Here is a 22,724-nt window from a genome sequence, read left to right on the forward strand (position 1 = left end):
CGTCTATAAACTACCCCGCAGCTTGAGTTTGCGGACCAAACGGCTGGTCATCTGAACGGCTAACTTGAACGACTGGAGTACGTATAATGAGCACCATCGAAGAGCGCGTGAAGAAGGTTGTGGCCGAGCGCCTGAACGTCAAGGAAGAGGATATCCAGAACAGCTCCTCATTCACCGAGGACCTGGGCGCCGATTCCCTGGATACCGTCGAGCTGGTCATGGCGCTCGAAGAGGAATTCGACACCGAAATTCCCGATGAAGAAGCCGAAAAGATCACCACCGTTCAGGAAGCCATCGATTACGTCAACGCCCATCAGTAAGGGCGCGGTCGTCACCGCTTGCTGAGGTGAAGGGCTCTGCGAGGGGCCTGGAAAAGCCGTCCTGAGTTCCAGGGCGGCTTTTTGCTTTGTGTCGAGACCGTGGCTGCCCAAGCGAGGAGCATGTCCGGTATAATGCGCGCAATGACGGCCCGGGCGATGGGCCGTGTCATCAAGGTTGTCTGGAGGATTTCTGATGGCTCGTAGAGTTGTGGTGACCGGGCTGGGGCTGGTCACACCGGTGGGCAACACCGTCGGGGAGAGCTGGGAGAACATCCTGGCCGGCAAGAGCGGTATCGCCCCTATCGAGCATTTCGATGCAACCGGCTTCAACACTCGCTTCGGCGGTTCGGTCAAGAACTTCGACATCAGCCCTTACCTGAACCCGAAAGATGCGCGCAAGATGGATCTGTTCATCCAGTACGGCATCGCAGCGGGAGCGCAGGCCATCCAGGATGCCGGTCTCGAATGCACCGACGAGAACGCCGAGCGCATCGGTGTCGCCATCGGCTCCGGCATCGGCGGGTTGCCGATGATCGAGCAGAACCACAACGCTCTCCACAAGGGAGGGGCGCGTCGAATCTCGCCCTTCTTCGTTCCCGGCTCGATCATCAACATGATCTCCGGCAACCTGGCCATTCAGCATGGCTTCCGGGGGCCCAACATCGCCATCACCACCGCCTGTACCACCGGCACCCACAATATCGGTTACAGCGCCCGCACCATCGCCTACGGCGACGCCGACGTGATGATTTGCGGTGGGGCCGAGATGGCCACCACTCCGCTGGGGTTGGGCGGGTTCTCCGCCGCCCGGGCGCTGTCCACCCGCAACGACGACCCGCAGGCCGCCAGCCGCCCCTGGGATCGCGATCGCGACGGCTTCGTGCTGTCGGATGGCGCAGGCATCCTGGTGCTGGAGGAGTACGAGCACGCCAAGGCGCGTGGCGCACGGATCTATGCCGAACTGACCGGCTTCGGCATGAGCGACGATGCCTATCACATGACCGCACCGCCAGAAGATGGCAGCGGGGCGGCGCTCTCCATGCGCAATGCCATTCGCGATGCGCGCATCGACCCCGCTCTGGTCGACTATATCAATGCACATGGCACCTCGACCCCGGCGGGCGACCTGGCCGAGAGCCGAGCTGTCCGCAAGGTCATGGGCGAGTCGGCCGACTCGGTGGCGGTGAGTTCCACCAAGTCGATGATCGGTCATCTGCTGGGCGCCGCCGGTGCCGTCGAAGCGGTATTCTGCATCCTGGCGATTCGCGATCAGGTGGCGCCGCCGACGATCAACCTGGACAACCCCCAGGAGGGCTGCGACTTGGATTACGTGCCGCACACCGCACGCGAGATGAAGATCGACGTGGCCCTGTCCAATTCGTTCGGCTTCGGCGGCACCAACGGCACTCTGGTCTTCTCCCGGCTGCGCTGAGCCGGGGCGTCGCGAGCGTGTGACATGAACCGCCCGCAAGCAGAACCCTGGGTGCCGGCCGACGATCGCGGCCTGGCTTATGGGGATGGACTGTTCGAAACCGTGCTGGTGCGCGATGGCGAACCCCTGCTGTGGCCACAGCACATGGCCCGGTTGGCCAAGGGCTGTCGAACCTTGGGCATTCCCATGCCTGCTGCTGCCGAACTCGACGGTTTGCCCGCCCGGGCAGGAGCGGGGCTCAAGGTGCTCAAGCTGATCCTGACCCGGGGCAGTGGCGGGCGCGGTTACCTTCCCTCGCCGGTCGCCCAGCCACGCCTGTTATGGCAGGCGGTGGATTTCCTCCCCCAGCCGCAGCGCTGGGAGTCGGGTGTCCGAGTGCGGCACTGCCGGCTGCGCTTGAGCGTTCAGCCACTGCTTGCCGGGCTCAAGCACCTCAATCGGCTGGAGAACGTGCTGGCGCGCCGCGAATGGGACGACCCTGACGTCGCGGAAGGGGTACTCTGCAACAGCCACGGCACCTTGATCGAAGCCACCTGCATGAACCTGTTCTGGCAGCGCCAAGGGTGCCTGGAAACGCCCCGGCTGGATGGTTGCGGCGTGGCCGGCACGCTGCGCGCCGCCCTGATGGAGCGTCTGGAGATCCGTGAAGTCAGCATGGGGCCGGCAGCGCTGGCCGAGGCGGAAGCCGTATGGCTCGGCAACTCGATCCAGGGGCTCTGGCCCGTGGTACGGCTCGACGGCGCCGATGGCTCCCGGCACGGTAGCTGGAAAGTGGGGCCCGTACATCGGGTCTTGCAGCGCGAAGCCCATGAGCTGCTGGGATATCCCGCACGTTTCACGAGCTGAGGACGTTGGCCGCGTGTTGTGCACGGAAATGATGAGTGATGAGGAAGACGCATGCTGCGCGTGGTGAAGTTTCTAGTGGTGCTAATCATCCTGGCGGCCGTGTCGGCATTCGCCGGCTATCGCTATTGGGAGAGCCGGCTCGACGCTCCCCTTGCGGTGGAGGAGGAGACCCTCTATGAAGTGCCGCGTGGGGCGGGCTATAACCGAGTGATGGCGGACCTGGCGGACCGTGGCGTGATCAAGGACGAGTGGGCGTTTCGCCTGCTGACGCGTCTCGAACCCGAAGCGACCCCGCAACTGCGGGCCGGCGAATACATGCTCGAACCTGGAATGAGCGGACGCGACTTGGTCGAGCTGCTCGGTAGCGACCGGGTCGTCACCTATCCGTTGACCATTCCCGAAGGCTGGACCTTTCGCCAGATGCGGGCTCGCCTCGATGCCGCTCCCAAGCTGGAGAACCAAACCGCGGGGCTTGGCGATGACGAGATCATGGCGCTGCTCGAGCGCGAGGGACGGCACCCCGAGGGCTGGTTCTTCCCCGATACCTATCGCTACCACAAGGGCATGAGCGATATCGATATCCTGCGCCAGGCACTCGCGCGCATGGAGCAGGTACTGGACGAGGTGTGGGAGACACGCCGCGACGACCTGCCCTACGAGACGCCCTACGAGGCGCTGATCATGGCTTCGCTGATCGAGCGCGAGACCGGCGCCCCCGAGGAACGTCGCGAGATCGCGGGCGTTTTCAAGCGCCGCATGGAGCGCGGCATGCGTCTGCAGACCGATCCTACCGTAATCTACGGCATGGGGGAGCGCTACGAGGGACGTATCACCCGCGCCGATCTGCGGGAGTCGACTCCGTACAATACCTATACCATCGACGGCCTGCCGCCGACGCCCATCGCCATGCCGGGACGCGCTGCTCTCGAAGCCGCCGTTGATCCCGAGCCCGGCGAGACGCTCTATTTCGTCTCGCGGGGCGACGGCACGCACCACTTCTCACGCACGTTACGCGAGCACAATAACGCCGTGAACCGTTATATCCGCAATCGCTGAGCGGCTGGACGCACAGGAGCCCCGATGCAACAGCGTGGACGATTCATTACCTTGGAAGGCAGCGAGGGAGTCGGCAAGTCGACCAACCTGGCATGGGTGGCCCAATGGCTGGCGGCACGCGGCATCGACGTGATATGCACGCGGGAGCCGGGAGGCACCCCGCGGGCCGAAGCCATTCGCGAGCTGTTGCTGTCCTCGGAGGCCGACGAGCCGCTGGATGCCGACGCCGAGCTGCTGTTGGTCTTCGCCGCCCGCGCCCAACACTTGGCGCAGCGCATTCGACCGGCACTGGAACAAGGCACCTGGGTGCTGTGCGACCGCTTCACCGATGCCACCTTTGCTTATCAGGGCGGCGGTCGCGGCATCGATGCCGTGCGCATCGGCGAACTGGAGCGTTTCGTGCAGCGTGGGCTGGAGCCCGACCTGACGCTGCTGCTCGACATGCCGGTCGAGGCCGCTCAGCGACGCCTCCAGGGGCGCCTCGAGGCGAATGGGCAGGGCCGTGACCGTTTCGAGCAGGAGCATGTCGCCTTCTTCGAGGCGGTGCGGCTGGCCTATCTGGAGAGGGCGAAAGTGGCCCCCGAACGGGTGGCGGTCATCGATGCCGATGCCCCGCTAGCCACCGTACAGGGACGACTATCGGCGTGCCTGGAGGAACACCTGAGGACATGGCAGTGAACGAGCCGACGCCAGCGACACCACTGCCGTGGCACGCACCGCTCTGGCAGCAGTTCGTGTCCCTGCATCGTGCCGCCCGCCTTCCCCATGCACTGCTGCTTTCCGGGCCGCATGGGGTGGGCAAGCAGCACTTCGCCGAGGCGCTGGTCGGCTACCTGCTATGCAATACTCCGGGAGAGATGGCCTGCGGTCAGTGCCACGGCTGTCGCATGCTGGCTTCCGGTTATCATCCTGACTTGCTGCGTGTATCGCCGGAAGAGGGCAAGCGACAGATACGCATCGACCCCATTCGTGAGGTCAACGCCTTCGTCGCCCAGACCGCCCAGCAGGGTGGGCATCGCGTGATCGTACTGTCGCCGGCAGAGGCGATGAACGTGGCCGCTGCCAACGCACTGCTCAAGAGCCTGGAAGAACCGGGCGAGCGCACCCAGTTCGTGCTGCTGGCAGATGTTCCCTCGCGCATGCTGGCCACCATTCGCTCGCGCTGTCAGCACTGGAGCCTGCCGCTGCCGGAATCCGAGCAGAGCCTGGAATGGCTGTCGACGCAGCTGGGCAATCGCGACGAAGCCGCGTTCTGGTTTCAGGTCTCGGGTGGGCTGCCGTTGCTCGCTACCGAACTGGCGACGCCCGATGCGAGGGCGTTGCGCAAGCAATTGCATGAGACCTTCGATGCCTTGGTGCGCGGCGCCGAGCCGGTGGCGGAGGCGGCGCGCCTTGATCGCCAGTCCCTAGAGTCCATCCTGTGGTACGGTATTGCCTGGCTCGAGGATCTCATTCGCCTGGGCCTGTCGGGGGAGGCAGACGAAGTACGCAATCCCGATCTTTTGCCGCTCTACCGTCAGGCGGTCAAGAACGCTCGCGTGCAGGACTGGTTCCGGCTGCTTGACTTTGCCCGCGAGCAGCGCCGGCTGCTGGCGGCGGGCGGCAATCCCAACCCCCAGCTGGTCCTCGAGGCCTGGCTGGTACGCTGGTCGACCCTGCTGCGCTCCTGAGGCAGGCGAAGGGAGGAGAACCGATGGCACCGCAGAAGGCCCTGTCGTTGACGATCCAGGACGAGCAGACGCTGCTCTCCGCCTACATGCCGCTGCTCGAACGGGGTGGAATTTTCGTGCCTACCCGCGAGCGCTACGAGCTGGGCCAGGAAGTCTATCTGTTGCTGGCCCTGCCCGGCGAAAGCGAGCGGGTGCCGGTCACCGGCCAGGTCGTGTGGGTATCGCCAGATGGCGTGGCGGGGCGGCGGGTGCCGGGCATCGGTATCCACTTCAGCCCCGAAGACCAAGCCGTACGCGATCGCATCGAAACCCTGCTGGCGGGGCAACTGGACAAGGGCGCTCCGACCTATACCCTGTGAGCAACCCGTACCCCTGCCAACGCATTCATCTGACGAGTTTCCCCCTGCATGTTTGTCGATTCGCACTGTCATCTCGATCGCCTCGATCCCGCCACGCACGACGGTAGTCTTGCCGACGCCCTGGAAGCGGCCAGGGCTCGCGACGTGCGCCAGTTCCTGGCGATTGCCGTGACCCTCGAAGACGTGCCGAAGCTGGCTGCAATAGCCCGCGAGCACGCCGATGTCTCGATATCCGCTGGCGTGCATCCGCTGCACCTGCTGGAGCACGAACCCGACCTCGAGTCGATCAAGGAGAGCGCAGAGCGCTTCGCTGCCGTGGCCATCGGCGAGTGCGGTCTGGACTACCATTATCTCGACAAGACGCCTGATCGCGTACCCACGCGTGAGGTGCAGCGCGAGCGCTTCCGCCGCCAGCTGATCGCCGCCACCGAGCTAGAGCTTCCGGTGATCGTGCACACCCGCGATGCACGCGAGGACACCCTGGCGCTGATCCGCGAGCACAGCGACCCTGCCATCGGTGGGGTATTGCATTGTTTCACCGAAGACCTCGAGATGGCGCGGGAGGCGGTGCGTCATGGTTTCTACATCTCGCTGTCGGGCATCGTCACCTTCCGCAATGCGGATAGCCTGCGCGAGGTGGCCCGCCGGGTGCCGTTGGACCGCCTGCTGATAGAGACAGACAGTCCCTATCTGGCGCCGGTACCGCATCGCGGCAAGCCCAACGAACCGGCCTGGGTGGTGGAAGTAGCACAGTGCATTGCTCATGAGCGCGGCATTAGCGTCGACGAGGTGGCCATGCAGACCACGGCAAATTTCTATCGCCTCTTTCGTCACGCCGCTCCCGAAATATCTGCCGAGACCCGTGAGGCCTTGGTCCAGGCCGGTCTGGTTTAGGCGAAATCGCTATCGATATCGGGGGCAACCATGAATCTCGATCCTCTACTCAATCACGTCGACTCCGATGGAGCCATCCCGCCGGTGGACCGCTGGCAGCCGACCCTGGCTGGGGTGATGGATGTGGAGATCGCTGCCGATGGCCGCTGGTTCCACGAGGGCAGCGAGATGACACGTCCCCACCTGGTGCGTTTGCTCTCGACACTGCTGCGGCGTGAGGAGGACGGCCACTACTATCTGGTGACGCCAGTAGAGAAGCAGCGTATCCGCGTGGTCGATCGACCCTTCGTGGTGGTGGATGCCGACTACGACGAAGCCTCGGGCTGCTGGTGGCTGACGACTCACGTGGGAGATCGGGTTCGCCTTGACGCGACACATCGCCTCGAGGTGACGGTTACCCCCGAGGGGGAGCAGGTCCCGGAAGTGCCGGTGCGCTTCGGCCTTGCCGCTCGCCTGGGGCGTAACGTCTACTATCGGCTGGTGGAAAGCGCCGAGCAGCGCACAGGGACGGGCGGCGTCATCGAGCTTGGCCTGCTCAGCGATGACTGTTGGCAGCCGCTCGGCGAGCTGCCTGCCGAGGCGTCGTGAGGCTGACCGGAGAACAGCGCGCCGTCGTCGAGCATGGTGCCGGTCATGCACGGGTCGCTGCGGTGGCCGGGGCTGGCAAGACCACCACCCTGGTCGCTCGCGTGCTGCACCTGCTGGCGCGGGGGGTGCCGGCGAACCGGATCCTGGTCCTCATGTTCAACCGCTCGGCGCGCGAAGACTTCCAGCGTCGGTTGGTCGAGATGGCGCCTGCCGGACAGCGCCTGCCTGACGTGCGGACCTTTCATTCGCTGGGGCATCGTTTGACGGCCAGCCTGACGCGCTGGGGCGCGCTGGCCCCCCGACGGCTGATCGCCGCCGACTGGCAGGTAGAACGTCTATTACGTCAGGCGACCCTCGAGGCTCTCGAGGACGGTGATCGGCGCGAGCTGGCGCTGGAAGCCGATACCCTGGAGGCGCTGGCGCATTTCTGTGGCCTGGTGAAGGCCGAGATGATTCCGGCGGCCACGCTGCTGGAGCGGTTCGACGTCGAGGGCAGCGAGCATTTCGCCGACGCCTTTGAGCGACTCGAGACGCTTTTGGCCGAACACGGCCTGATGACCTACTCCGACCTGCTCTACCGTCCTCTGCGCGCGCTGGAGGCCGACCCTGGCCTGGTGCGCAGGGTACAGGGCTTTCTCGACCAGGCGATCATCGACGAATATCAGGATATCAATCAGGCTCAGTTGCGCTTGCTGGCGCTGCTCGCCGGACGCGACGCCGATGTGATGGCGGTAGGAGATGCCAATCAGTGTATCTACGAGTGGCGTGGTGCCCATCCCGACACCATGCGCGAGCACTTTACCGCCACCTTCGGTATGTCTACCGACTACCCGCTATCCACCACCTTCCGCCACGGTCATGCACTGGCACTACTCGCCAACCATGCCATTGCCGGCAACCGGCGACGGCCTGACCAGCTGTGCCTGGCCGCTCCCGGCAACCCGCGCACGGCCTTGACCATCGAGCAGGGCAGGGCGGCGCTACTGGCGACGCTCGACCGCTGGCAGCGTGCGGGAAGAGCGCTCGATGAGGCCTGCCTGCTGGTGCGCAGTTGGGCGCTTTCGGTACCCGTACAGTTGCAGCTGCTACAAGCCGGGATTGCATTTCGTCTCTCCCGTGAGGATCGCTTCGTCTTTCGCCTGCCGCTAGTGCAGGCGCTGGCCGGCTACCTGCAACTGGCCCGAAGCCCGAGGCTATTGCACGACCCGGCACACCTGCTGCGCCTGTTCGAGCAGCCGACGCCTTTCGTCGCCCGTGAACGTCTCGTCGCCCTGGTCCAGCGCCTGGCGCAAGCGCAGCAATATCCCGAACGGGACGATCCTCTGTTGGCCGGCCTCAAGCCGATGCAACGACGCAACCTGAAGCGGCGCTGGGCGCTGCTATGCGAACTGCCCCGGCTGGGCGACTGGCCGCCCGCGCGACTACTGGCGCATATCGTCGAGGCCCTGGATGCCGAGAAGGTGCTCAAGCGCGCCGCCGCACGCCGCGAGAAGGGTGAGGAGGACGTGCGCCTGCTCGACGTTCTGATTGAACAGGCCGGCGAGACGCCTCACATCGATGCCTTCATCGAGCTGCTCGAAAGGCCTGTCGAGAACCGTGACGACGGCTTGCTGATCACCACCGTCCATGGGGCCAAAGGATTGGAGTGGCCGTTGGTGATCGTTGCGGGCGTCAACGAGGAGGATTTCCCGCATTACAGTCGTGACAACCCGCTGTCTCCCGAGCGACTGGAGGAGGAGAGGCGACTGTTCTATGTCGCCGTGACGCGGGCTCGCGAACGTCTGCTGCTGCTGCATGACGGTGGTGATCACCGCCCCAGCCGTTTTCTTGGCGAGACGGCATGGGAGGATTGCCAACGTGTCGCGGCCCGGCTGGAGGAGCCGACGCAGGAGGATGCCCCCCTGGCGGTGGCTTCACCCGATTTGGTCTCGCGCTACCTGGCTGGCGTCGGCCATTCCGCTATTCCACTGACGCCACGAGGTATGGCGCTGGGTGAGCGGGGTGCGGCCTACGCCATGCAGCCCTACCGTCCCGGGCAGCGACTGCGCCACGCGGTATTCGGAGAGGGTGAGATCGTGGTGGTGGAGGGCGACCCCGCTGACCCAGTGATTGAAGTAAACTTCAAGCAGGCCGGACGTCGCCGCCTGCTGGCCTGCCGGGCGCCCATCGAACTGTTCGGCAGCGAGAAGGCGTATCCCGAGTCTGCCCAAGGAGAACGTACATGAGCCAGGTACTCATCTCGGCCCGCGATCTGGCCGAGTCGCTGCTAGGACGAAACCCGCCCAGCATTCTCGACTGTCGTGCGCGGCTGGGCGACGGTGATGCCGGTCGCCGACTGTGGGAAGCCGGTCACGTGCCCGGTAGCCTGCACCTCGACCTCGATCGAGACTTAGCGGCCGAGCCCGGTGAGAGCGGTCGCCACCCCCTGCCGTCTCGCGAGGCTTTCACTGGTACGTTACAGCGTCTCGGCATCTCACCCCATGTACCCGTGGTGGTGCTTGACGACATGGGCGGCCAGCTGGCCGCGGCCCGGGCCTGGTGGATGCTAGCTGTGTGGGCAGGGCACCCCGATGTGCGCGTACTCGATGGAGGGCTGCGAGCCTGGCAGGAGGAGGGCGGAGAACTCGTGCTGGGGCAGGAAGTACGGCCCGAGCCGAGCCGCTGGCAGCCTAGCTTCGATGACAGGGCAATCATGAGCGCAGACGAAGTCTTCTCCGGGCGGGAGCTGAAGCTCGATGCTCGCAGCGAGGAGCGCTTTCGTGGCGAGGTGGAGCCCATCGATCCGGTGGCCGGACACATTCCCGGGGCGGTGTGCCGCCCCAGCTCCGCCAACCTTACCGAAACGGGACGTTTCAAGACTCCCGAGGTGCTGGATGGCGAGCTCCCTCGTGATGAAGCGGTCGTGGCCTACTGTGGTTCCGGCGTGACCGCCTGTCACAACGTTCTCGCCTACACCATTGCCGGGCGTCCCTTGCCCCGGCTCTATCCGGGCTCGTGGAGCGAGTGGATCCGCGACCCATCGAGACCAGTGGCGCATGGCGGATTGCGCTAGGCTGCCAATAGAGGGAAGTAGGGCAAAAAGGGCGTGCCATAGGCACGCCCTGCTCACGTTTGCCCTTAGGGCTGCGGGTCACATGTTGGGGTAGTTGGGCCCGCCGCCGCCCTCCGGTGCCACCCACTTGATGTTCTGTGCCGGATCCTTGATGTCGCAGGTCTTGCAGTGCACGCAGTTCTGGAAGTTGATCTGGAAGCGCGGCTTGCCGTCGTCATCCTCGACCACTTCGTAGACCCCGGCCGGGCAGTAGCGCTGGGCCGGCTCGGCGTACTTCGGCAGGTTCTCGCGAATGGGAAGCTCCGGGTCCAGCAGCTTCAAATGGCTCGGCTGGTCCTCCTCGTGGTTGGTGTTCGACAGGAACACCGAGGAGAGCTTGTCGAAGGAGAGCTTGCCGTCTGGCTTGGGATAGTCGATCTTCTCGAAGTCGCTGGCCGGTTTAAGGGCGGCATGGTCAGGCGTGGTGTCGTGCAGGTTGGGCAGCTTGCCGCCCAGCAGCTGATTGACGAAGTTGTAGGCGCCGCCGCCCACGGTGCCGTACTTGTGAAGCGCCGGGCCGAAGCTGGCGGTCTCCTTGAGTTCGGCGTAGGCCCAGCTTGCTTCCCACTTCTGGCTGAAGGCGGTCAGCTCCTGGCCGCCCTCGTCGCCGTCGGCGATAGCCTCGAAGACCGCCTCGGCGGCGACCAGGCCGGATTTCATCGCCGTGTGCAGGCCCTTGATCTTGGCGAAGTTCAGCGTGCCGGCATCGCAGCCGATCAACAGGCCGCCGGGAAAGGTCATCTTCGGCAGGCAGTTGAGGCCGCCCTTGGTGATGGCCCGTGCACCGTAGGCGACCCGCTTGCCGCCCTCCAGATGCTTGGCCAGCACCGGGTGATGCTTCATGCGCTGGAACTCGTCGAACGGCGAGAGCCAGGGATTCTGGTAGGAGAGGTCCATGATCAGGCCGACCACGACCTGATTGTTCTCGGCGTGATAGAGGAACCAGCCGCCATGGGTATCCTTGGCTAGCGGCCAGCCCGAGCCGTGCAGGACCAGCCCCGGCTCGTGCTGTTCGGCGGGGATGTCCCACAGCTCCTTGAGGCCGATACCGTAGTGCTGGGGATCGCGACCCTCGTCGAGCTTGAAACGCGAGATCAGGCCCTTACCCAGGTGACCACGGGCGCCCTCGGCGAACAGGGTGTACTTAGCGCGCAGCTCCATGCCCGGCATGTAGCCGTCCTTGGGCGTGCCGTCGGCAGCCACGCCCATGTCGCCGATGAGAATGCCGCGCACGGTGCCGTCATCGTCGTGAATCACGTCCTGGGCGGCGAAGCCGGGGAATACCTCGACGCCTAGCCCCTCGGCCTGTTCGGCCAGCCAGCGACACAGGTTGCCGGCGCTGATCACGTAGCGCTTCATGTCGCCGCCGGTATTGTGCATGCTCTTCGGTACCAGGGCGTTGGGCAGCTTCTGGGCCTTCTGGGCATCCTTGAGCAGGTAGACCTCGTCGCGGGTCGCAGGGGTGCTCAACGGGGCGCCACGCTCTTCCCAGTCGGGGAACAGCTCGGCCAGCGCGCGGGGCTCGAAGACGGCGCCCGAGAGAATATGCGCGCCCACCTCGGAGCCTTTCTCCACCACGCACACCGTCAGTTCCTGGCCGGCCTCATTGGCCTGCTGCATCAGGCGGCAGGCCGCCGACAGCCCGGAAGGGCCGGCGCCGACGATCACCACGTCGAAGTCCATCGAATCGCGTTCTACTTGCTCAGACATCCACTCGCTCCTCCCTCGGCTTCGGCGTCGGAGCGGCTGCCACCAACGTCGAAGGAAAATAAAACGGTCGTTTGCTTCTCGATATTCTCCATGATAGGCATAATAAACGACTCAGGACAGCCCTACGAATGGCAATGTACGACGGCTCCACCCGCAGCGACGGGTAAGGGATTGTTGCCACAGGCCAGGCTGTGGCACATTGGCAGGGTTTTTCGATTCGGCGCCTATCAAACGCTTGCATGAAACGTATAAAGGAATAGCAAACGGTTCTAAGGGGTCGTTGACCTTTACTCGAAGGACGTCAGCGAGTCCAAAACCAAACGGTTCACCCACTGAACCAAGTGAGGACACCATGAAAGTACTCGTCGCGGTCAAACGCGTCATCGACTACAACGTCAAGATCCGCGTCAAGGCGGATCACTCCGACGTCGATCTCACCAACGTCAAGATGGCCATGAACCCCTTCTGCGAGATCGCCGTGGAAGAGGCGGTGCGACTGAAGGAGAAGGGAGTGGCCACCGAGGTGGTCGCCGTGACCATCGGCCCCAAGGCCGCCCAGGAGCAACTGCGTACCGCGCTGGCGCTGGGCGCCGATCGTGCCGTGCATGTCGAGACCGAAGAGCGCGTCGAGTCGCTGGCCGCGGCCAAGCTGCTGGCCAAGGTGGTGGAAGGGGAGCAGCCCGGTCTCGTCATTCTCGGCAAGCAGGCGATCGACACCGACAACAACCAGACCGGCCAGATGCTGGCCGCGCTGGCCGGCCTGCCCCAGGGCACCTTCGCCTCGGAAGTGACGGTCGAGAACGACAAGGTGCAGGTGACCCGCGAGATCGACGGCGGCCTGCAGACCGTCGAGCTGACCCTGCCGGCGGTGATCACCACCGACCTGCGCTTGAACGAGCCGCGCTACGCCAAGCTGCCCGACATCATGAAGGCCAAGAAGAAGCCGCTCGACGTCAAGTCCCCGGCTGACCTCGGCGTCGAGGTGGCGAGCCGGCTGACGCTGACGAAGGTCGAGTCGCCGGCCGAGCGCAAGGGCGGCATCAAGGTGGGCTCCGTCGACGAGCTCGTGGACAAGCTGAAAAACGAAGCGAAGGTGATCTCATGAGCGTACTCGTCCTTGCCGAACATCACGACGGCCAGCTCGCCGGCGCCACCGCCCACGTGGTCGCGGCGGCCAAGGCCATCGGGGGTGATATCGACATCCTGGTCGCGGGCGAGAACGTCGGCGCCGTGGCCGAAGCGGCGGCCAAGCTCGACGGCGTGAGCAAGGTGCGCGTTGCCGATAACGCGGCCTACGCCCACCAGCTCGCCGAGCCCATGGGTGCGCTGCTGGTCGAGCTCGCCGGCGACTACAGCCACGTGTTGGCCGCCGCGTCGACCACCGGCAAGAACGTGCTGCCGCGGGTTGCCGCACTGAAAGACGTCAGCCAGCTCTCCGAGATCCTCGAAGTGGTCGACGGCGACACCTTCAAGCGTCCCATCTACGCCGGCAACGCCATTGCCACGGTCAGGAGCGCCGACAGCCTCAAGGTGATCACCGTGCGCACCACGGCGTTCGATGCGGTGGCAGAGGGCGGCAGCGCTAGCGTCGAGAGCGTCGACTTCGTGGCCGAGAATGGCCAGTCCACCTTCATCAAGCAGGAACTGGCCCAGAGCGACCGTCCCGAACTTGGCGGTGCGCGGGTGGTCATCTCCGGCGGTCGCGGCATGGGCAGCGGCGAGAACTTCAAGCTGCTCGACGGTATCGCCGACAAGCTGGGCGCGGCCATCGGCGCCTCGCGTGCCGCGGTGGATGCCGGCTTCGTGCCCAACGACATGCAGGTGGGGCAGACCGGCAAGATCGTCGCGCCGGAGCTCTACATCGCCGTGGGCATTTCGGGGGCGATCCAGCACCTGGCGGGGATGAAGGACTCCAAGGTGATCGTGGCGATCAACAAGGACGAGGAGGCGCCGATCTTCCAGGTGGCCGATTACGGCCTGGTTGGCGATCTGTTCGAGATCCTGCCGGAGCTCGAAAGCAAGCTCTGACCCCACGCCGTCATGCCCAAGGAAGCCGGCTCCGCAAGGAGCCGGCTTCCTGCTTTACGGTCGTGCCGCGCTGGGCGAAGGCACTCTGTGTGGTGTAGGGTGTTCCTGCCTTGAGAAAAAGGAGGCGCGGGACGGTTGAAATCGCCCCCCGGCGACCGCACTTCATTGGATTGCAGCACAACCAAAGCCACCAAAGGAGATGATCAACATGGCACATACCCTCCCTGACCTGCCGTACGCCTACGATGCGCTCGAGCCGCACATCGATGCCATGACCATGGAGATCCACCATTCGCGTCACCACCAGACCTATGTCAACAACCTGAATGCTGCCCTGGAGGGAACGGGTCTGGAGGACATGCCGGTCGACGAGCTGCTTGCCAATCTCGACCGTGTGCCGGCCGACAAGCGCCAGGCGGTGATCAATAACGGCGGTGGCCACTCCAACCACACCATGTTCTGGCAGATGATGTCGCCCAACGGCGGCGGCCAGCCCAAGGGCAAGGTGGCCGAGGCCATCGACAGCGAACTGGGCGGCTTCGACGCTTTCAAGGATGCCTTCACCAAGGCGGCTCTGGGTCGCTTCGGTAGCGGCTGGGCCTGGCTCAGCGTGACTCCGGAAAAGAAGCTGGTGGTGGAGAACAGCCTCAACCAGGACAGCCCCATCTCCAACGGCAATACCCCGGTGCTGGGCCTGGACGTGTGGGAGCACGCCTACTACCTGAAGTTCCAGAACAAGCGCCCGGACTACATCGCTGAGTTCTTCAACGTGATCAATTGGGAAGAGGTGGAGCGCCGCTATCAGCAGGCGACTGCCTGATTCCAGCGTCACCCACTCAAAGCAATCGCCGCAGCCATGTGCTGCGGCGATTGCGTTCTAGCGGGCAAACCGGCCGAGGCGATGTGGCAAGGTCAGGTCATGCTGGCGGTGTCGAATTCAGCAGGCCACGGCGATGCGGTGGTCACCACTGGGGTGTGTCATGACCTGCATGGGCAGCCCGTAGATGGCTTCCAGCGTGGCATCGGTCATCATTTCATGAGGTGGGCCGTGAGCCAGCACCCGGCCGCTATGCAGCGCGAGCAGCTCGTCGCAGTAGCGAGAGGCCATGTTGATGTCGTGGAGCACGATGATAACGCACAGCTTCAGCTCGTCGCACAGCTTGCGGATCAGTGCCAGCACCTCCATCTGGTGGGCAATGTCGAGCGCTGCCAGCGGCTCGTCGAGCAGCAGGAAGCGGCTCTGCTGAGCTAGCAGCATGGCCAGCCATACCCGCTGACGCTCGCCGCCGGAGAGGGTATCGACCAAGCGATCGGCAAAGGCTTCGGTGTGGCTGAGTTCGATGGCCCGCTGCACCGCGGCCTTGTCCTCGGCTGTATGGCGACCCAGCAGACCATGCCAGGGGTAACGACCGAAGCCGATCAGCTCGCGCCCGGTCAGGCTCTCGGCGCTGGGGAGATGCTGGGGCAGATAGGCGACCTGGCGGGCGAATTCTCGCTGCCCCCACTCACCCAAGGGGCGGCCGTCGAGTCGAATCTCGCCCTGGTTGGCCGGCTGCTGCTGAGCGAGTAGTTTGATCAGCGTTGATTTGCCCGAGCCATTGTGACCAATCAGGCCGTAAGTCTTGCCTTCCTCGAAGCGGTGGTCGACGGGCTTGAGCAGTGGTTTGCCATCGACCTCGAAAGAGACGCCATTGGCCTCGAGCATAGGATTTCCTTGCCTGTGTAAGCGATCTTCATAGGGTAAACGAGAATCGTTGCCTCTATCCAGCGATTACCTGAATGGCTACCACCCCAGCCAGCTGAGCAGCCGTTGCCCGGGTGATGACGCACGTCTTCGGGCGACTCGGCTTGTCTTGCCTGAGAGTTGAGCGGTGGCTTCCTTAAGCGGAGCGACAATGGCTTCGAGATGGTGCAGGCACAGCTTGCGATTGACGGCAGCGGGGCATTGGGCCATCAGCAGGCCACAGTGATAGGTGGCGGCCTCCAGTGAGGGCTGGATGTCCTTGTACGTTGCGGCCTCCCGCCGGCAACGCTGCAACTCGCTGAGCAGCATGCGCAGCATTTGTGAATCCAGCCAGCACGGTGTTTCGTCGTCACTGGGAGAGATCGCCACTGAGTGCTGTATGGCCTGGAAGGAGACATGCAGAAACACGCAGGTGTAGTACAGCTGGGAGCGCTCTGCGTTCATGGGGCACCATAAAGGATCTCAATGAGATTGATTTGCATTCTGAGCGAAGGGTGAAGGTATGTCAATGCCGCTGCGAGGGTGGGGCTGGCACACACTCTCTCTTGATTCCATCAATAATCATTTTCATTTAAAATCTCCCTCTTTTCACGAGTCAACAGGCGGGATGCAATGAGCGACAGTGGAGGGCGACAGGACACGATGACGATCGCGACCCAAGGCAGGCAGGCATGATGGGGGCGGCTTCGTACCGGAGGGCGCCCGCGCTAGCCCTATTGCTGCTGAGCCTGCCACTGATGATGCTGTTCTGGCTGGGTCTGGAGGTCCAAGGGGGCATGGCGCTGGGTTTGAAGGCCCTGGTGTCGCCCTCGCTCGCAGATACCGATCAGTTGTTGCTGCACTATGCCTGGTGGCCACGGCTCTCGGTTGCGCTACTGGCCGGTGCTGGGCTGGCCCTGGCCGGGGTGCTGATGCAGCAGGTGCTGCGCAATCCGCTGGCTTCGCCCACGACGCTGGGTGTGGCCTCGGGGGCCAACCTGGCGCTGATGGCCACGACGCTGATGGCGCCGGGTTTGTTGGCCATTGGTCGCGAATGGGTGGCATTGGCCGGTGGTGGGTTGGCGATGGGGCTGGTGTTCATGCTGGCCTGGCGTCGGGGAATGGCACCCATCGTAGTCGTGTTGGCGGGACTGGTGGTCAATCTCTATCTTGGCGCACTGGCCATGGCGTTATTGCTGCTCAACCATGAGGCACTGTCGGGTCTGCTGATCTGGGGCGCCGGGTCGCTGGCCCAGAACGGTTGGGACGACGTGCTGGTCCTCTGGCCACGGTTGGCCGTGGGGGTGGTGGCGGCCTGGTTCCTGTTGCGTCCGCTGACCGTGCTGGAGTTGGACGACGCCAGTGCCAAGAGTCTGGGGGTCTCGCTGAAATACTTGCGTTTTGCCGGGTTGGGCCTGGCGGTGTTCATCACCGGCAGCGTTGTCAGCGTGGTTGGAGTTATCGGTTTCATCGGGCTGGCAGCCCCCAATATCGTGCGCCTGGCCGGGGCGCGACACCTCGGGGAACGCCTGCTGTGGGGCACCCTGCTCGGCGCGGTGCTGTTGGCCACTACCGACTTGCTGCTGCAGCACTTTACGGCCTTGCTTCCGACGCTGATCCCCACCGGCGCAGTGACCGGTGCTCTGGGGGCGCCGCTGCTGCTCTGGCTAATGCCGCGTCTGAAACTGCAGGGCAATCGAGCACCGCAGCCGTCTAGCGTATTGACGGGCCGTCATCCTGCTCCAGGGCGCTTGATCGGCGGCCTGTCCCTCGCTTTGCTGTTGGCAGTCGCATTGGGGCTGCTGCTGGGTCAGGGAGGAAGCGGTTGGTACTGGTTGTCGCTGGATAGCTGGGACGTCATGCAGTGGCGCGTGCCCCGGGTAGTGGCAGCAGCAGCCAGCGGGCTGATGCTGGCCGCGGCAGGCACGCTGCTGCAGCGTCTCTCCGCCAATCCCATGGCCAGTCCCGAAGTACTGGGCGTCAGCGGAGGCTGTGCCATCGCGTTGATCCTCGCCATCTTCCTGCTTCCGTCGCCTACGAGTGGCCTGCTGGTGGGTGCCGGCACGCTGGGAGCTTTCGTCACCCTGGTGATCCTGGTGGCGCTCAACCGCCGCAGTGGTTTCCAGCCCGAGCGCTTGCTGTTGACTGGGGTGGCGGTCAGCGCGTTGTTCGATGCCGTGCGTAGCGTAATGCTTGCCGGAGGGGATCCGCGTGGGCAGCAGGTGATCGCCTGGCTGGCGGGCTCGACTTATTACGTCGATCTTTCCAGCGCCCTTATGGTGGGTGGTCTTGCGGTCTTGCTGACGCTTTGCACCCTGCCCATGACCCGCTGGCTGGATATCCTGCCGCTCGGAGCGGCGACCTCGCGCGCTTTGGGCATCGGCCTGGATCGTGCGCGCTTGGTGCTGCTGCTGCTGGTGGCGCTGCTGACCGCCTGCGCCACCCTGGTGGTGGGACCGCTCTCTTTCATCGGCTTGCTGGCGCCACATATGGCCAGGCTGCTAGGCCTGTCACGGGCGCATCAGCATCTGCTTGGGGCTGCCCTGGTGGGCATGCTGCTGATGGTGCTCGCCGATTGGGTAGGTCGTCAGGTCATCTTTCCCTACGAGATGCCGGCCGGGCTGGTGGCGTCGTTGATCGGTGGCGCCTATTTCCTGTGGGGGCTGCGCCGAATGTGAGTGCCTCTGGCTGACGCCGGGGCGTTCACGTTTCGGGAGCTTCTGCCAAGGCATCGACGAGGAGTTCGGCAAAGCGTCTCAGCGAAGGTAGGGCGCCAAAACTCCAGACCGGAGGCAGTGTAATCACGCTACCCTCTCGGACGCTGGGGTGATGTTGCCAGAGAGCGCTGTTTGCCAGCGTCTCTTCGACGCCGATCGGATAGGGCTCGATCACCACCAGGCGGGCCTCCTGTTCGAGCAGTGCCTCCACACCAACCAGTGAGAAGCCCCAATAATTGGTCGTCTCCTTCCAGGCGTTTTCAAGCCCAAGACGATCCATGGCGACTTGAAAGAGGCCGTTTCCGCCGAAGACACGAACGTGACGTTCATCCATGAACTGGACTACCAGCAGGGGCGAGGGGTCTCTTGGTAGCCGGTTGCGTAGTTCTTCCAGCCGAGTCGCTGTGGAGGCGATCAGTGTCTCGGCCGCCTGAGGGCGGCCCACCAGGCCGCCGAGGTCGCGCGTCAGGGCAAGCATCCGTGTCCAGGTGTCGTCGTCCGGAGTATAGAGTGCCAGGGTCTCGACCGGGGCGACTCGCTCGAGACGGGGAGCCAGGGAGGCGAACATGGGAGAGATCAGAATGCGCTCGGGAGGATGTTGTGCAAGTTGCTCCAGGTTGGGCTGCGTACGCAATCCCAGGTCGCTGATGCCTTCCGGTAGGTGCGGCTTGCCGACCCAGCTGTGGTAGTCGCCCACCTGAGCGACAGCGGTAGGTGGGGCACCCAAGGCGCTCAAGGTCTCGGCCAGGGTCCAGTCTATGCTGGCAATATCTTGGGCGGAGGCATCCAGGGCCAGTCCTGTGAGGAGCAGAGCAAGCCCCCGCTTTATGCAGCGCGAGTAGCGGGAGGAGAGATCAGGCATGGTGCGGACAAGACTTCTTTAGCAGGTGTAGGTGAGGTTCGAGTTGGCGCAGTGAGACAGCTTGCCAGACCCAGGTGGTCTTGGCCGGGGCAACGAGATCGGCGCAGGTGTCGAAGCGCTGGAGGGCGCGCTGGATGCACTCAACGGCCACGGCGCCCTGGTCAGAGCCCGTTTGCCATTTCACGATCAGACTGGTACGCGACGCCTCGGGATCGGATGGCGTGGAAACCGAGACGCTGGGGTGGAGACTGCGTTCGGCCAGCCACTCCAGCGCGGCTACCTGCGCGCACTGCTGCACCGGGCTGAGCCGGGAGTCGCCGCGATAGCAGGGCAGATAGGGACGATCCGCCATTTCGGCTTCTAGCAGTGGCAACACGTCTGCGGTGTCGATGCGGCCGTACTTGCGCAGCGCAGGAAAGACCACGGCGCTGGCGGCCAGCCGGCAGCCGCCAAGATGGGTGCTTTCCCACACGTCGAAGGGCAGGGCGTGCGCCGCTACCGCTGCGTCCAGGGCCTTGTAGGCGGCATAGCCGAACTTGGCGCAGCACTTGTCCTTCTTGCCATGGGTACAGCAGAGCAACAGCGGGCCGGCAGGCGGTGAGGCCTCCCAGCGTGTGAGCGGCGCGTCACGTCGCAGTGCATCCAGGAAGGCGGCCAGCTCCGCACGCGTCACCTCATAGCGGCGATTCTCCGGCATCAGGTAGAGGCAGTGGCGTTCGCCGGGCTGTTCGCGCCGATGGATCAGGTTCACGCGCCGTCCCGCCTCGGCGATGGCTTCGAGCCGCGTCGCGACTGCGTCGGTCATGTCACTGGCCTGGCGCAAACTGCGCTGCCATTTTGCCCGCGGCCAACTGAGCAGCAAGTTACGCTCGGCGTGAGCGGCGCTGCCTGCCAACGGGTCGCCCTGCGCCAGACTCTCGCGGGCACAGAAGCGCTGGATCATGCTCATGCTGGCACACCCTGTCGCGCGATCCCCAACGAAGAGGCTCTGCTCATGGCCGGCACGCAGACCGGTCTTCCGGTGTTCGGGGCTTGCATGACGTCGGCGTCGAGATCGAATACCTGCTTCAGGTTGGCCGCGGTGAATACCGTCTCCGGTGCACCGCTATGCTCGATGCGACCCTCGCGCATCATCACCAGTACGTCCGCATAGGCGGCGGCCAGGTTGAGATCATGCAGTACCACCAGCAGAGTGCGACCGCGCTCGTGGGCCAGTCGTGCCAGCATTTCCAGCAGATCCACTTGTACCTTGAGGTCGAGGAAGGTAGTCGGTTCGTCGAGCAGGATGAGGTCGGTCTCCTGGGCCAGCACCATGGCGATCCAGCAGCGCTGGCGCTGGCCGCCGGAGAGGGCATCCACCGGGCGCTCGGCAAAATCGGCGACCCGGGCGACGGTCATGGCCTCGTCGACTGCCCGCTCGTCCTCTTTCGACCACTGTCGCCATAGCCGCTGATGGGGAAAGCGCCCCATGCCGACCAGCTCCCGCACCTTGAGGCCCTCGGGCGCGCTGGGGCTTTGGGGCAGTATGCTGAGCCGGTGGGCCACGTCGCGGGTGCGATAGTGGTGGATGTCGTGGCCATCGAGCAACACTCGGCCCCGCTCCGGCGACAGTGTCCGCGCCAGTGTCTTCAGTAGCGTCGACTTGCCGCTGCCGTTGGGACCCAGCAGTGCCGTGAGCCGGCCCTCTTCGACACGAAAATCCACGCCATCGAGAACGCGACGGCCGGTATAGCCAACGGCGAGATCTTCGCCTTGAAGACGCGCGTGTACAGGGTGAGAGGGAATCATCGCAACCTTCGCATGGACACTGGCTCGTAGAAACTGGCGCTCAGTATAAGCATTTCTCATTCCCAATGCGAAGCTTACATACGATTACGAATGATTTTGAGAATTGTTTGCATATAAAGAATTGCTGTGGCAGCCTCTCCCTCGTTGTCGGGTCCCGGTCGGCTATCGCCGGGGCTTCTGGAGTCGAGGATGGAGCCTCATGAGATCAAGGGATGTCGTCGCTTACCGAACGCTGGTCACCGTGCTGCTGGGGACCTTCACCGTCAGTCTCAACAACAGCGCGCTGAATCTGGCGATCCCCGAGTTGATGCTCGTGTTCGAAGCGGGGGCGGCCAGCGTCGGCTGGGTGATGACACTGTTTCTGGTGGCCATGGGCATGACCATGCCGCTGACCGGATTCCTGGCCGGGCGCTTCGGCACGCGGCGCCTTTACCTGCTGGGCCTGTGGCTGTTTCTGCTGGCTTCCTTGCTCGGTGCCTTGTCGACGGGGCTGGTGTGGGTGCTCCTGGCCCGTGGGCTTCAGGGCATCGCCGCGGGTCTAATGATCCCGCTGTCGCTGCCGCTGATCTTTGCTGCCTGGCCCGTCGAGCGACGCGGGCGGGTGACCGGCCTCTGGGGCTTCGCGGTGATGATTGCCCCGGCGCTCGGTCCCAGTGCCGGCGGCCTGCTGCTCGAGGTCAGCTCCTGGCGGGCCCTGTTTCTGATGAACCTGCCGGTGGCGATCCTGGCGCTGGCAAGCGGTCATCGCTACCTGGAGGAGCGCCCGCGAGATCACGAGCGTTCTTTCGATTTGCCTGGCTTCCTCATGGTGACCCTGGGCGTCGGCGGGGTTCTGGTTGCCCTGGCCACGCCGAGTGACCTGCTGACGTTGCGAAGCTGGGCGCCGCTCGCAGTCGGACTGTTGCTGCTCGTTGCCTTCGTGCGGTTCGAGTGGCGGACGCCACAGCCGCTGCTCGAACTCCGGCTCTTCACCGTTCGCCTCTATCGCGTCAGTGTGCTTATAGCCTGCGCCCAGGCTGTCGCCACCTTTGGCTGCCTGCTGCTGATTCCGCTGTGGATGCAGCGGGTGCAAGGCTATGACGCGCTGACTACCGGAATGATATTCCTGCCTACCGCCCTGGTGGCAGCCGCCTGTTCGCCTTTGGCAGGGCGCCTGATCGACAAGCGCTCGTCACGCCAGGCGGTGTGCTTCGGTCTGCTGGTGACGGCGTGTGCCTTGGTGGGGCTTGCGGTATTAGGGGCCGAGGCACCGCTCTGGCTGATCGGCTTGTTGATGGCGGCGCGTGGAATCGGCCTTGGCTTCGGCTACTTGCCGGTGACTACCGTCGGCCTCAATGCCCTGCATGATGACCGTGTCGCCCAGGCCTTGGCGATGAACAACCTGGGCCGCCGGCTTGCCTCGGCACTGGGGGTCGCGGCACTGGCCCTGCATCACGATCTGCGCACGTCACAACTCGTTGCCCAAGGTGCTGCGAGCGAGGCGGCTGCGCTCGCGGCATTGAGTGAGGCCTTCCTCGCCCTGGCCGTTCTGGTTCTCCTGGCGACGCCCCTGGCGTTGTCGCTTCCCTCCCACCGCTGTGAGGAAACGCCAGCCCATGACTCACATCGAGCTACCTAGATTTTCCATAGAAGACCCGAGC

At 64.4% G+C, this 22,724-nt stretch carries 22 protein-coding genes; 16 read left to right on the forward strand and 6 right to left on the reverse strand.

Going from position 1 to position 22,724, the window contains the following annotated elements:
- The first annotated feature begins 86 nt into the window (after positions 1-86).
- The 11 genes from acpP (at position 87) to HNO53_RS08330 (ending at position 10,217) form a co-directional block, all read left to right on the forward strand.
- Positions 87-320 (forward strand): acyl carrier protein, encoded by a 234-nt coding sequence (gene acpP / locus HNO53_RS08280; protein ID WP_008956801.1) that lies wholly within the window; start codon positions 87-89, stop codon positions 318-320.
- 190 nt (positions 321-510) lie between these two features.
- Positions 511-1,752: a beta-ketoacyl-ACP synthase II gene (fabF, locus tag HNO53_RS08285; protein ID WP_420827866.1), complete on the forward strand. Its 1,242-nt coding sequence runs from the start codon at positions 511-513 to the stop codon at positions 1,750-1,752.
- A gap of 24 nt (positions 1,753-1,776) precedes the next feature.
- Positions 1,777-2,598 carry an aminodeoxychorismate lyase gene (gene pabC / locus HNO53_RS08290; RefSeq protein WP_209477728.1) on the forward strand — a complete coding sequence of 274 codons (822 nt, stop codon included), beginning with the start codon at positions 1,777-1,779 and terminating at the stop codon, positions 2,596-2,598.
- Between the two features lie 51 nt (positions 2,599-2,649).
- On the forward strand, positions 2,650-3,654 hold the full coding sequence (gene mltG, locus HNO53_RS08295; RefSeq protein ID WP_209477730.1) for an endolytic transglycosylase MltG: 1,005 nt from the start codon (positions 2,650-2,652) through the stop codon (positions 3,652-3,654).
- Positions 3,655-3,678: 24 nt separating this feature from the next.
- Complete coding sequence (tmk, locus tag HNO53_RS08300; RefSeq protein WP_209477732.1) at positions 3,679-4,332, forward strand: dTMP kinase; 654 nt, start codon at positions 3,679-3,681, stop codon at positions 4,330-4,332.
- Entirely contained in the window at positions 4,323-5,324 is a 1,002-nt protein-coding gene (locus tag HNO53_RS08305) for a DNA polymerase III subunit delta' (RefSeq protein WP_209477734.1), read from the forward strand. Before tmk ends, HNO53_RS08305 begins: the two co-directional genes overlap by 10 nt.
- A gap of 23 nt (positions 5,325-5,347) precedes the next feature.
- The gene (locus HNO53_RS08310; protein WP_209477736.1) at positions 5,348-5,683 is read left to right on the forward strand and encodes a PilZ domain-containing protein; all 336 of its coding nucleotides are present in this window, start codon (positions 5,348-5,350) and stop codon (positions 5,681-5,683) included.
- 48 nt (positions 5,684-5,731) lie between these two features.
- Entirely contained in the window at positions 5,732-6,577 is an 846-nt protein-coding gene (locus tag HNO53_RS08315; protein WP_209477738.1) for a TatD family hydrolase, read from the forward strand.
- 30 nt (positions 6,578-6,607) lie between these two features.
- Complete coding sequence (locus tag HNO53_RS08320) at positions 6,608-7,165, forward strand: DUF1285 domain-containing protein (RefSeq protein ID WP_209477740.1); 558 nt, start codon at positions 6,608-6,610, stop codon at positions 7,163-7,165.
- The gene (locus tag HNO53_RS08325) at positions 7,162-9,390 is read left to right on the forward strand and encodes an ATP-dependent helicase (protein ID WP_209477742.1); all 2,229 of its coding nucleotides are present in this window, start codon (positions 7,162-7,164) and stop codon (positions 9,388-9,390) included. Before HNO53_RS08320 ends, HNO53_RS08325 begins: the two co-directional genes overlap by 4 nt.
- A complete protein-coding gene (locus tag HNO53_RS08330; RefSeq protein WP_209477744.1) occupies positions 9,387-10,217 on the forward strand; it encodes a sulfurtransferase in 831 nt (276 codons plus the stop codon). Before HNO53_RS08325 ends, HNO53_RS08330 begins: the two co-directional genes overlap by 4 nt.
- Before the next feature lie 78 nt (positions 10,218-10,295).
- Here HNO53_RS08330 and HNO53_RS08335 read toward each other — a convergent pair whose 3' ends face one another.
- Positions 10,296-11,966, reverse strand: coding sequence for an electron transfer flavoprotein-ubiquinone oxidoreductase (locus tag HNO53_RS08335; protein WP_209477746.1), 1,671 nt, complete (start codon positions 11,964-11,966; stop codon positions 10,296-10,298).
- 352 nt (positions 11,967-12,318) lie between these two features.
- Here HNO53_RS08335 and HNO53_RS08340 point away from each other — a divergent pair, with 352 nt between their 5' ends.
- From HNO53_RS08340 to HNO53_RS08350, 3 genes are all read left to right on the forward strand, one after another.
- A complete protein-coding gene (locus HNO53_RS08340) occupies positions 12,319-13,071 on the forward strand; it encodes an electron transfer flavoprotein subunit beta/FixA family protein (RefSeq protein WP_209477748.1) in 753 nt (250 codons plus the stop codon).
- Positions 13,068-13,994: an electron transfer flavoprotein subunit alpha/FixB family protein gene (locus HNO53_RS08345; protein WP_209477750.1), complete on the forward strand. Its 927-nt coding sequence runs from the start codon at positions 13,068-13,070 to the stop codon at positions 13,992-13,994. Before HNO53_RS08340 ends, HNO53_RS08345 begins: the two co-directional genes overlap by 4 nt.
- 208 nt (positions 13,995-14,202) lie before the next feature.
- Positions 14,203-14,814, forward strand: a complete 612-nt coding sequence (locus tag HNO53_RS08350) for a superoxide dismutase (protein ID WP_209477752.1) — start codon at positions 14,203-14,205, stop codon at positions 14,812-14,814.
- Positions 14,815-14,931: 117 nt separating this feature from the next.
- On the opposite strand, the gene HNO53_RS08355 is transcribed toward HNO53_RS08350, so the two are convergent.
- Positions 14,932-15,699, reverse strand: coding sequence for an ABC transporter ATP-binding protein (locus tag HNO53_RS08355; protein WP_209477754.1), 768 nt, complete (start codon positions 15,697-15,699; stop codon positions 14,932-14,934).
- Positions 15,700-15,777: 78 nt separating this feature from the next.
- Positions 15,778-16,182, reverse strand: coding sequence for a hypothetical protein (locus HNO53_RS08360; RefSeq protein WP_209477756.1), 405 nt, complete (start codon positions 16,180-16,182; stop codon positions 15,778-15,780).
- A 227-nt stretch (positions 16,183-16,409) separates the two neighbouring features.
- On the opposite strand from HNO53_RS08360, the gene fhuB reads away from it, so the two are divergent.
- Positions 16,410-18,395, forward strand: coding sequence for a Fe(3+)-hydroxamate ABC transporter permease FhuB (fhuB, locus tag HNO53_RS08365; protein ID WP_209477758.1), 1,986 nt, complete (start codon positions 16,410-16,412; stop codon positions 18,393-18,395).
- Between the two features lie 25 nt (positions 18,396-18,420).
- Here fhuB and HNO53_RS08370 read toward each other — a convergent pair whose 3' ends face one another.
- The 3 genes from HNO53_RS08370 to HNO53_RS08380 are packed head-to-tail and all read right to left on the reverse strand — an operon-like array spanning position 18,421 to position 21,084.
- A complete protein-coding gene (locus tag HNO53_RS08370; protein WP_209477760.1) occupies positions 18,421-19,296 on the reverse strand; it encodes an ABC transporter substrate-binding protein in 876 nt (291 codons plus the stop codon).
- Entirely contained in the window at positions 19,289-20,245 is a 957-nt protein-coding gene (locus HNO53_RS08375; RefSeq protein WP_242597576.1) for a sucrase ferredoxin, read from the reverse strand. Before HNO53_RS08375 ends, HNO53_RS08370 begins: the two co-directional genes overlap by 8 nt.
- A complete protein-coding gene (locus HNO53_RS08380; protein WP_209477762.1) occupies positions 20,242-21,084 on the reverse strand; it encodes an ABC transporter ATP-binding protein in 843 nt (280 codons plus the stop codon). Before HNO53_RS08380 ends, HNO53_RS08375 begins: the two co-directional genes overlap by 4 nt.
- Positions 21,085-21,283: 199 nt before the next feature.
- Here HNO53_RS08380 and HNO53_RS08385 point away from each other — a divergent pair, with 199 nt between their 5' ends.
- Positions 21,284-22,702: a DHA2 family efflux MFS transporter permease subunit gene (locus tag HNO53_RS08385; protein ID WP_209477764.1), complete on the forward strand. Its 1,419-nt coding sequence runs from the start codon at positions 21,284-21,286 to the stop codon at positions 22,700-22,702.
- Positions 22,703-22,724: the final 22 nt, after the last annotated feature.

The organism is Billgrantia antri (genome assembly GCF_017868935.1).
GTDB classification, from domain to species: domain Bacteria; phylum Pseudomonadota; class Gammaproteobacteria; order Pseudomonadales; family Halomonadaceae; genus Halomonas; species Halomonas antri.

What these genes read in the sequence shown, in the direction of transcription:
- tmk (WP_209477732.1), top strand. Translation starts at nt 3,679, where the DNA reads ATGCAACAGCGTGGACGATTCATTACCTTGGAAGGCAGCGAGGGAGTC.
- HNO53_RS08360 (WP_209477756.1), bottom strand. Translation starts at nt 16,182, where the DNA reads ATGAACGCAGAGCGCTCCCAGCTGTACTACACCTGCGTGTTTCTGCAT.
- HNO53_RS08335 (WP_209477746.1), bottom strand. Translation starts at nt 11,966, where the DNA reads ATGTCTGAGCAAGTAGAACGCGATTCGATGGACTTCGACGTGGTGATC.
- HNO53_RS08380 (WP_209477762.1), bottom strand. Translation starts at nt 21,084, where the DNA reads ATGATTCCCTCTCACCCTGTACACGCGCGTCTTCAAGGCGAAGATCTC.
- pabC (WP_209477728.1), top strand. Translation starts at nt 1,777, where the DNA reads ATGAACCGCCCGCAAGCAGAACCCTGGGTGCCGGCCGACGATCGCGGC.
- HNO53_RS08320 (WP_209477740.1), top strand. Translation starts at nt 6,608, where the DNA reads ATGAATCTCGATCCTCTACTCAATCACGTCGACTCCGATGGAGCCATC.
- HNO53_RS08385 (WP_209477764.1), top strand. Translation starts at nt 21,284, where the DNA reads ATGAGATCAAGGGATGTCGTCGCTTACCGAACGCTGGTCACCGTGCTG.
- HNO53_RS08340 (WP_209477748.1), top strand. Translation starts at nt 12,319, where the DNA reads ATGAAAGTACTCGTCGCGGTCAAACGCGTCATCGACTACAACGTCAAG.
- HNO53_RS08310 (WP_209477736.1), top strand. Translation starts at nt 5,348, where the DNA reads ATGGCACCGCAGAAGGCCCTGTCGTTGACGATCCAGGACGAGCAGACG.
- HNO53_RS08315 (WP_209477738.1), top strand. Translation starts at nt 5,732, where the DNA reads ATGTTTGTCGATTCGCACTGTCATCTCGATCGCCTCGATCCCGCCACG.
- fhuB (WP_209477758.1), top strand. Translation starts at nt 16,410, where the DNA reads ATGATGGGGGCGGCTTCGTACCGGAGGGCGCCCGCGCTAGCCCTATTG.
- acpP (WP_008956801.1), top strand. Translation starts at nt 87, where the DNA reads ATGAGCACCATCGAAGAGCGCGTGAAGAAGGTTGTGGCCGAGCGCCTG.
- HNO53_RS08305 (WP_209477734.1), top strand. Translation starts at nt 4,323, where the DNA reads ATGGCAGTGAACGAGCCGACGCCAGCGACACCACTGCCGTGGCACGCA.
- HNO53_RS08330 (WP_209477744.1), top strand. Translation starts at nt 9,387, where the DNA reads ATGAGCCAGGTACTCATCTCGGCCCGCGATCTGGCCGAGTCGCTGCTA.
- HNO53_RS08355 (WP_209477754.1), bottom strand. Translation starts at nt 15,699, where the DNA reads ATGCTCGAGGCCAATGGCGTCTCTTTCGAGGTCGATGGCAAACCACTG.
- HNO53_RS08370 (WP_209477760.1), bottom strand. Translation starts at nt 19,296, where the DNA reads ATGCCTGATCTCTCCTCCCGCTACTCGCGCTGCATAAAGCGGGGGCTT.
- HNO53_RS08375 (WP_242597576.1), bottom strand. Translation starts at nt 20,245, where the DNA reads ATGAGCATGATCCAGCGCTTCTGTGCCCGCGAGAGTCTGGCGCAGGGC.
- mltG (WP_209477730.1), top strand. Translation starts at nt 2,650, where the DNA reads ATGCTGCGCGTGGTGAAGTTTCTAGTGGTGCTAATCATCCTGGCGGCC.
- HNO53_RS08350 (WP_209477752.1), top strand. Translation starts at nt 14,203, where the DNA reads ATGGCACATACCCTCCCTGACCTGCCGTACGCCTACGATGCGCTCGAG.
- HNO53_RS08345 (WP_209477750.1), top strand. Translation starts at nt 13,068, where the DNA reads ATGAGCGTACTCGTCCTTGCCGAACATCACGACGGCCAGCTCGCCGGC.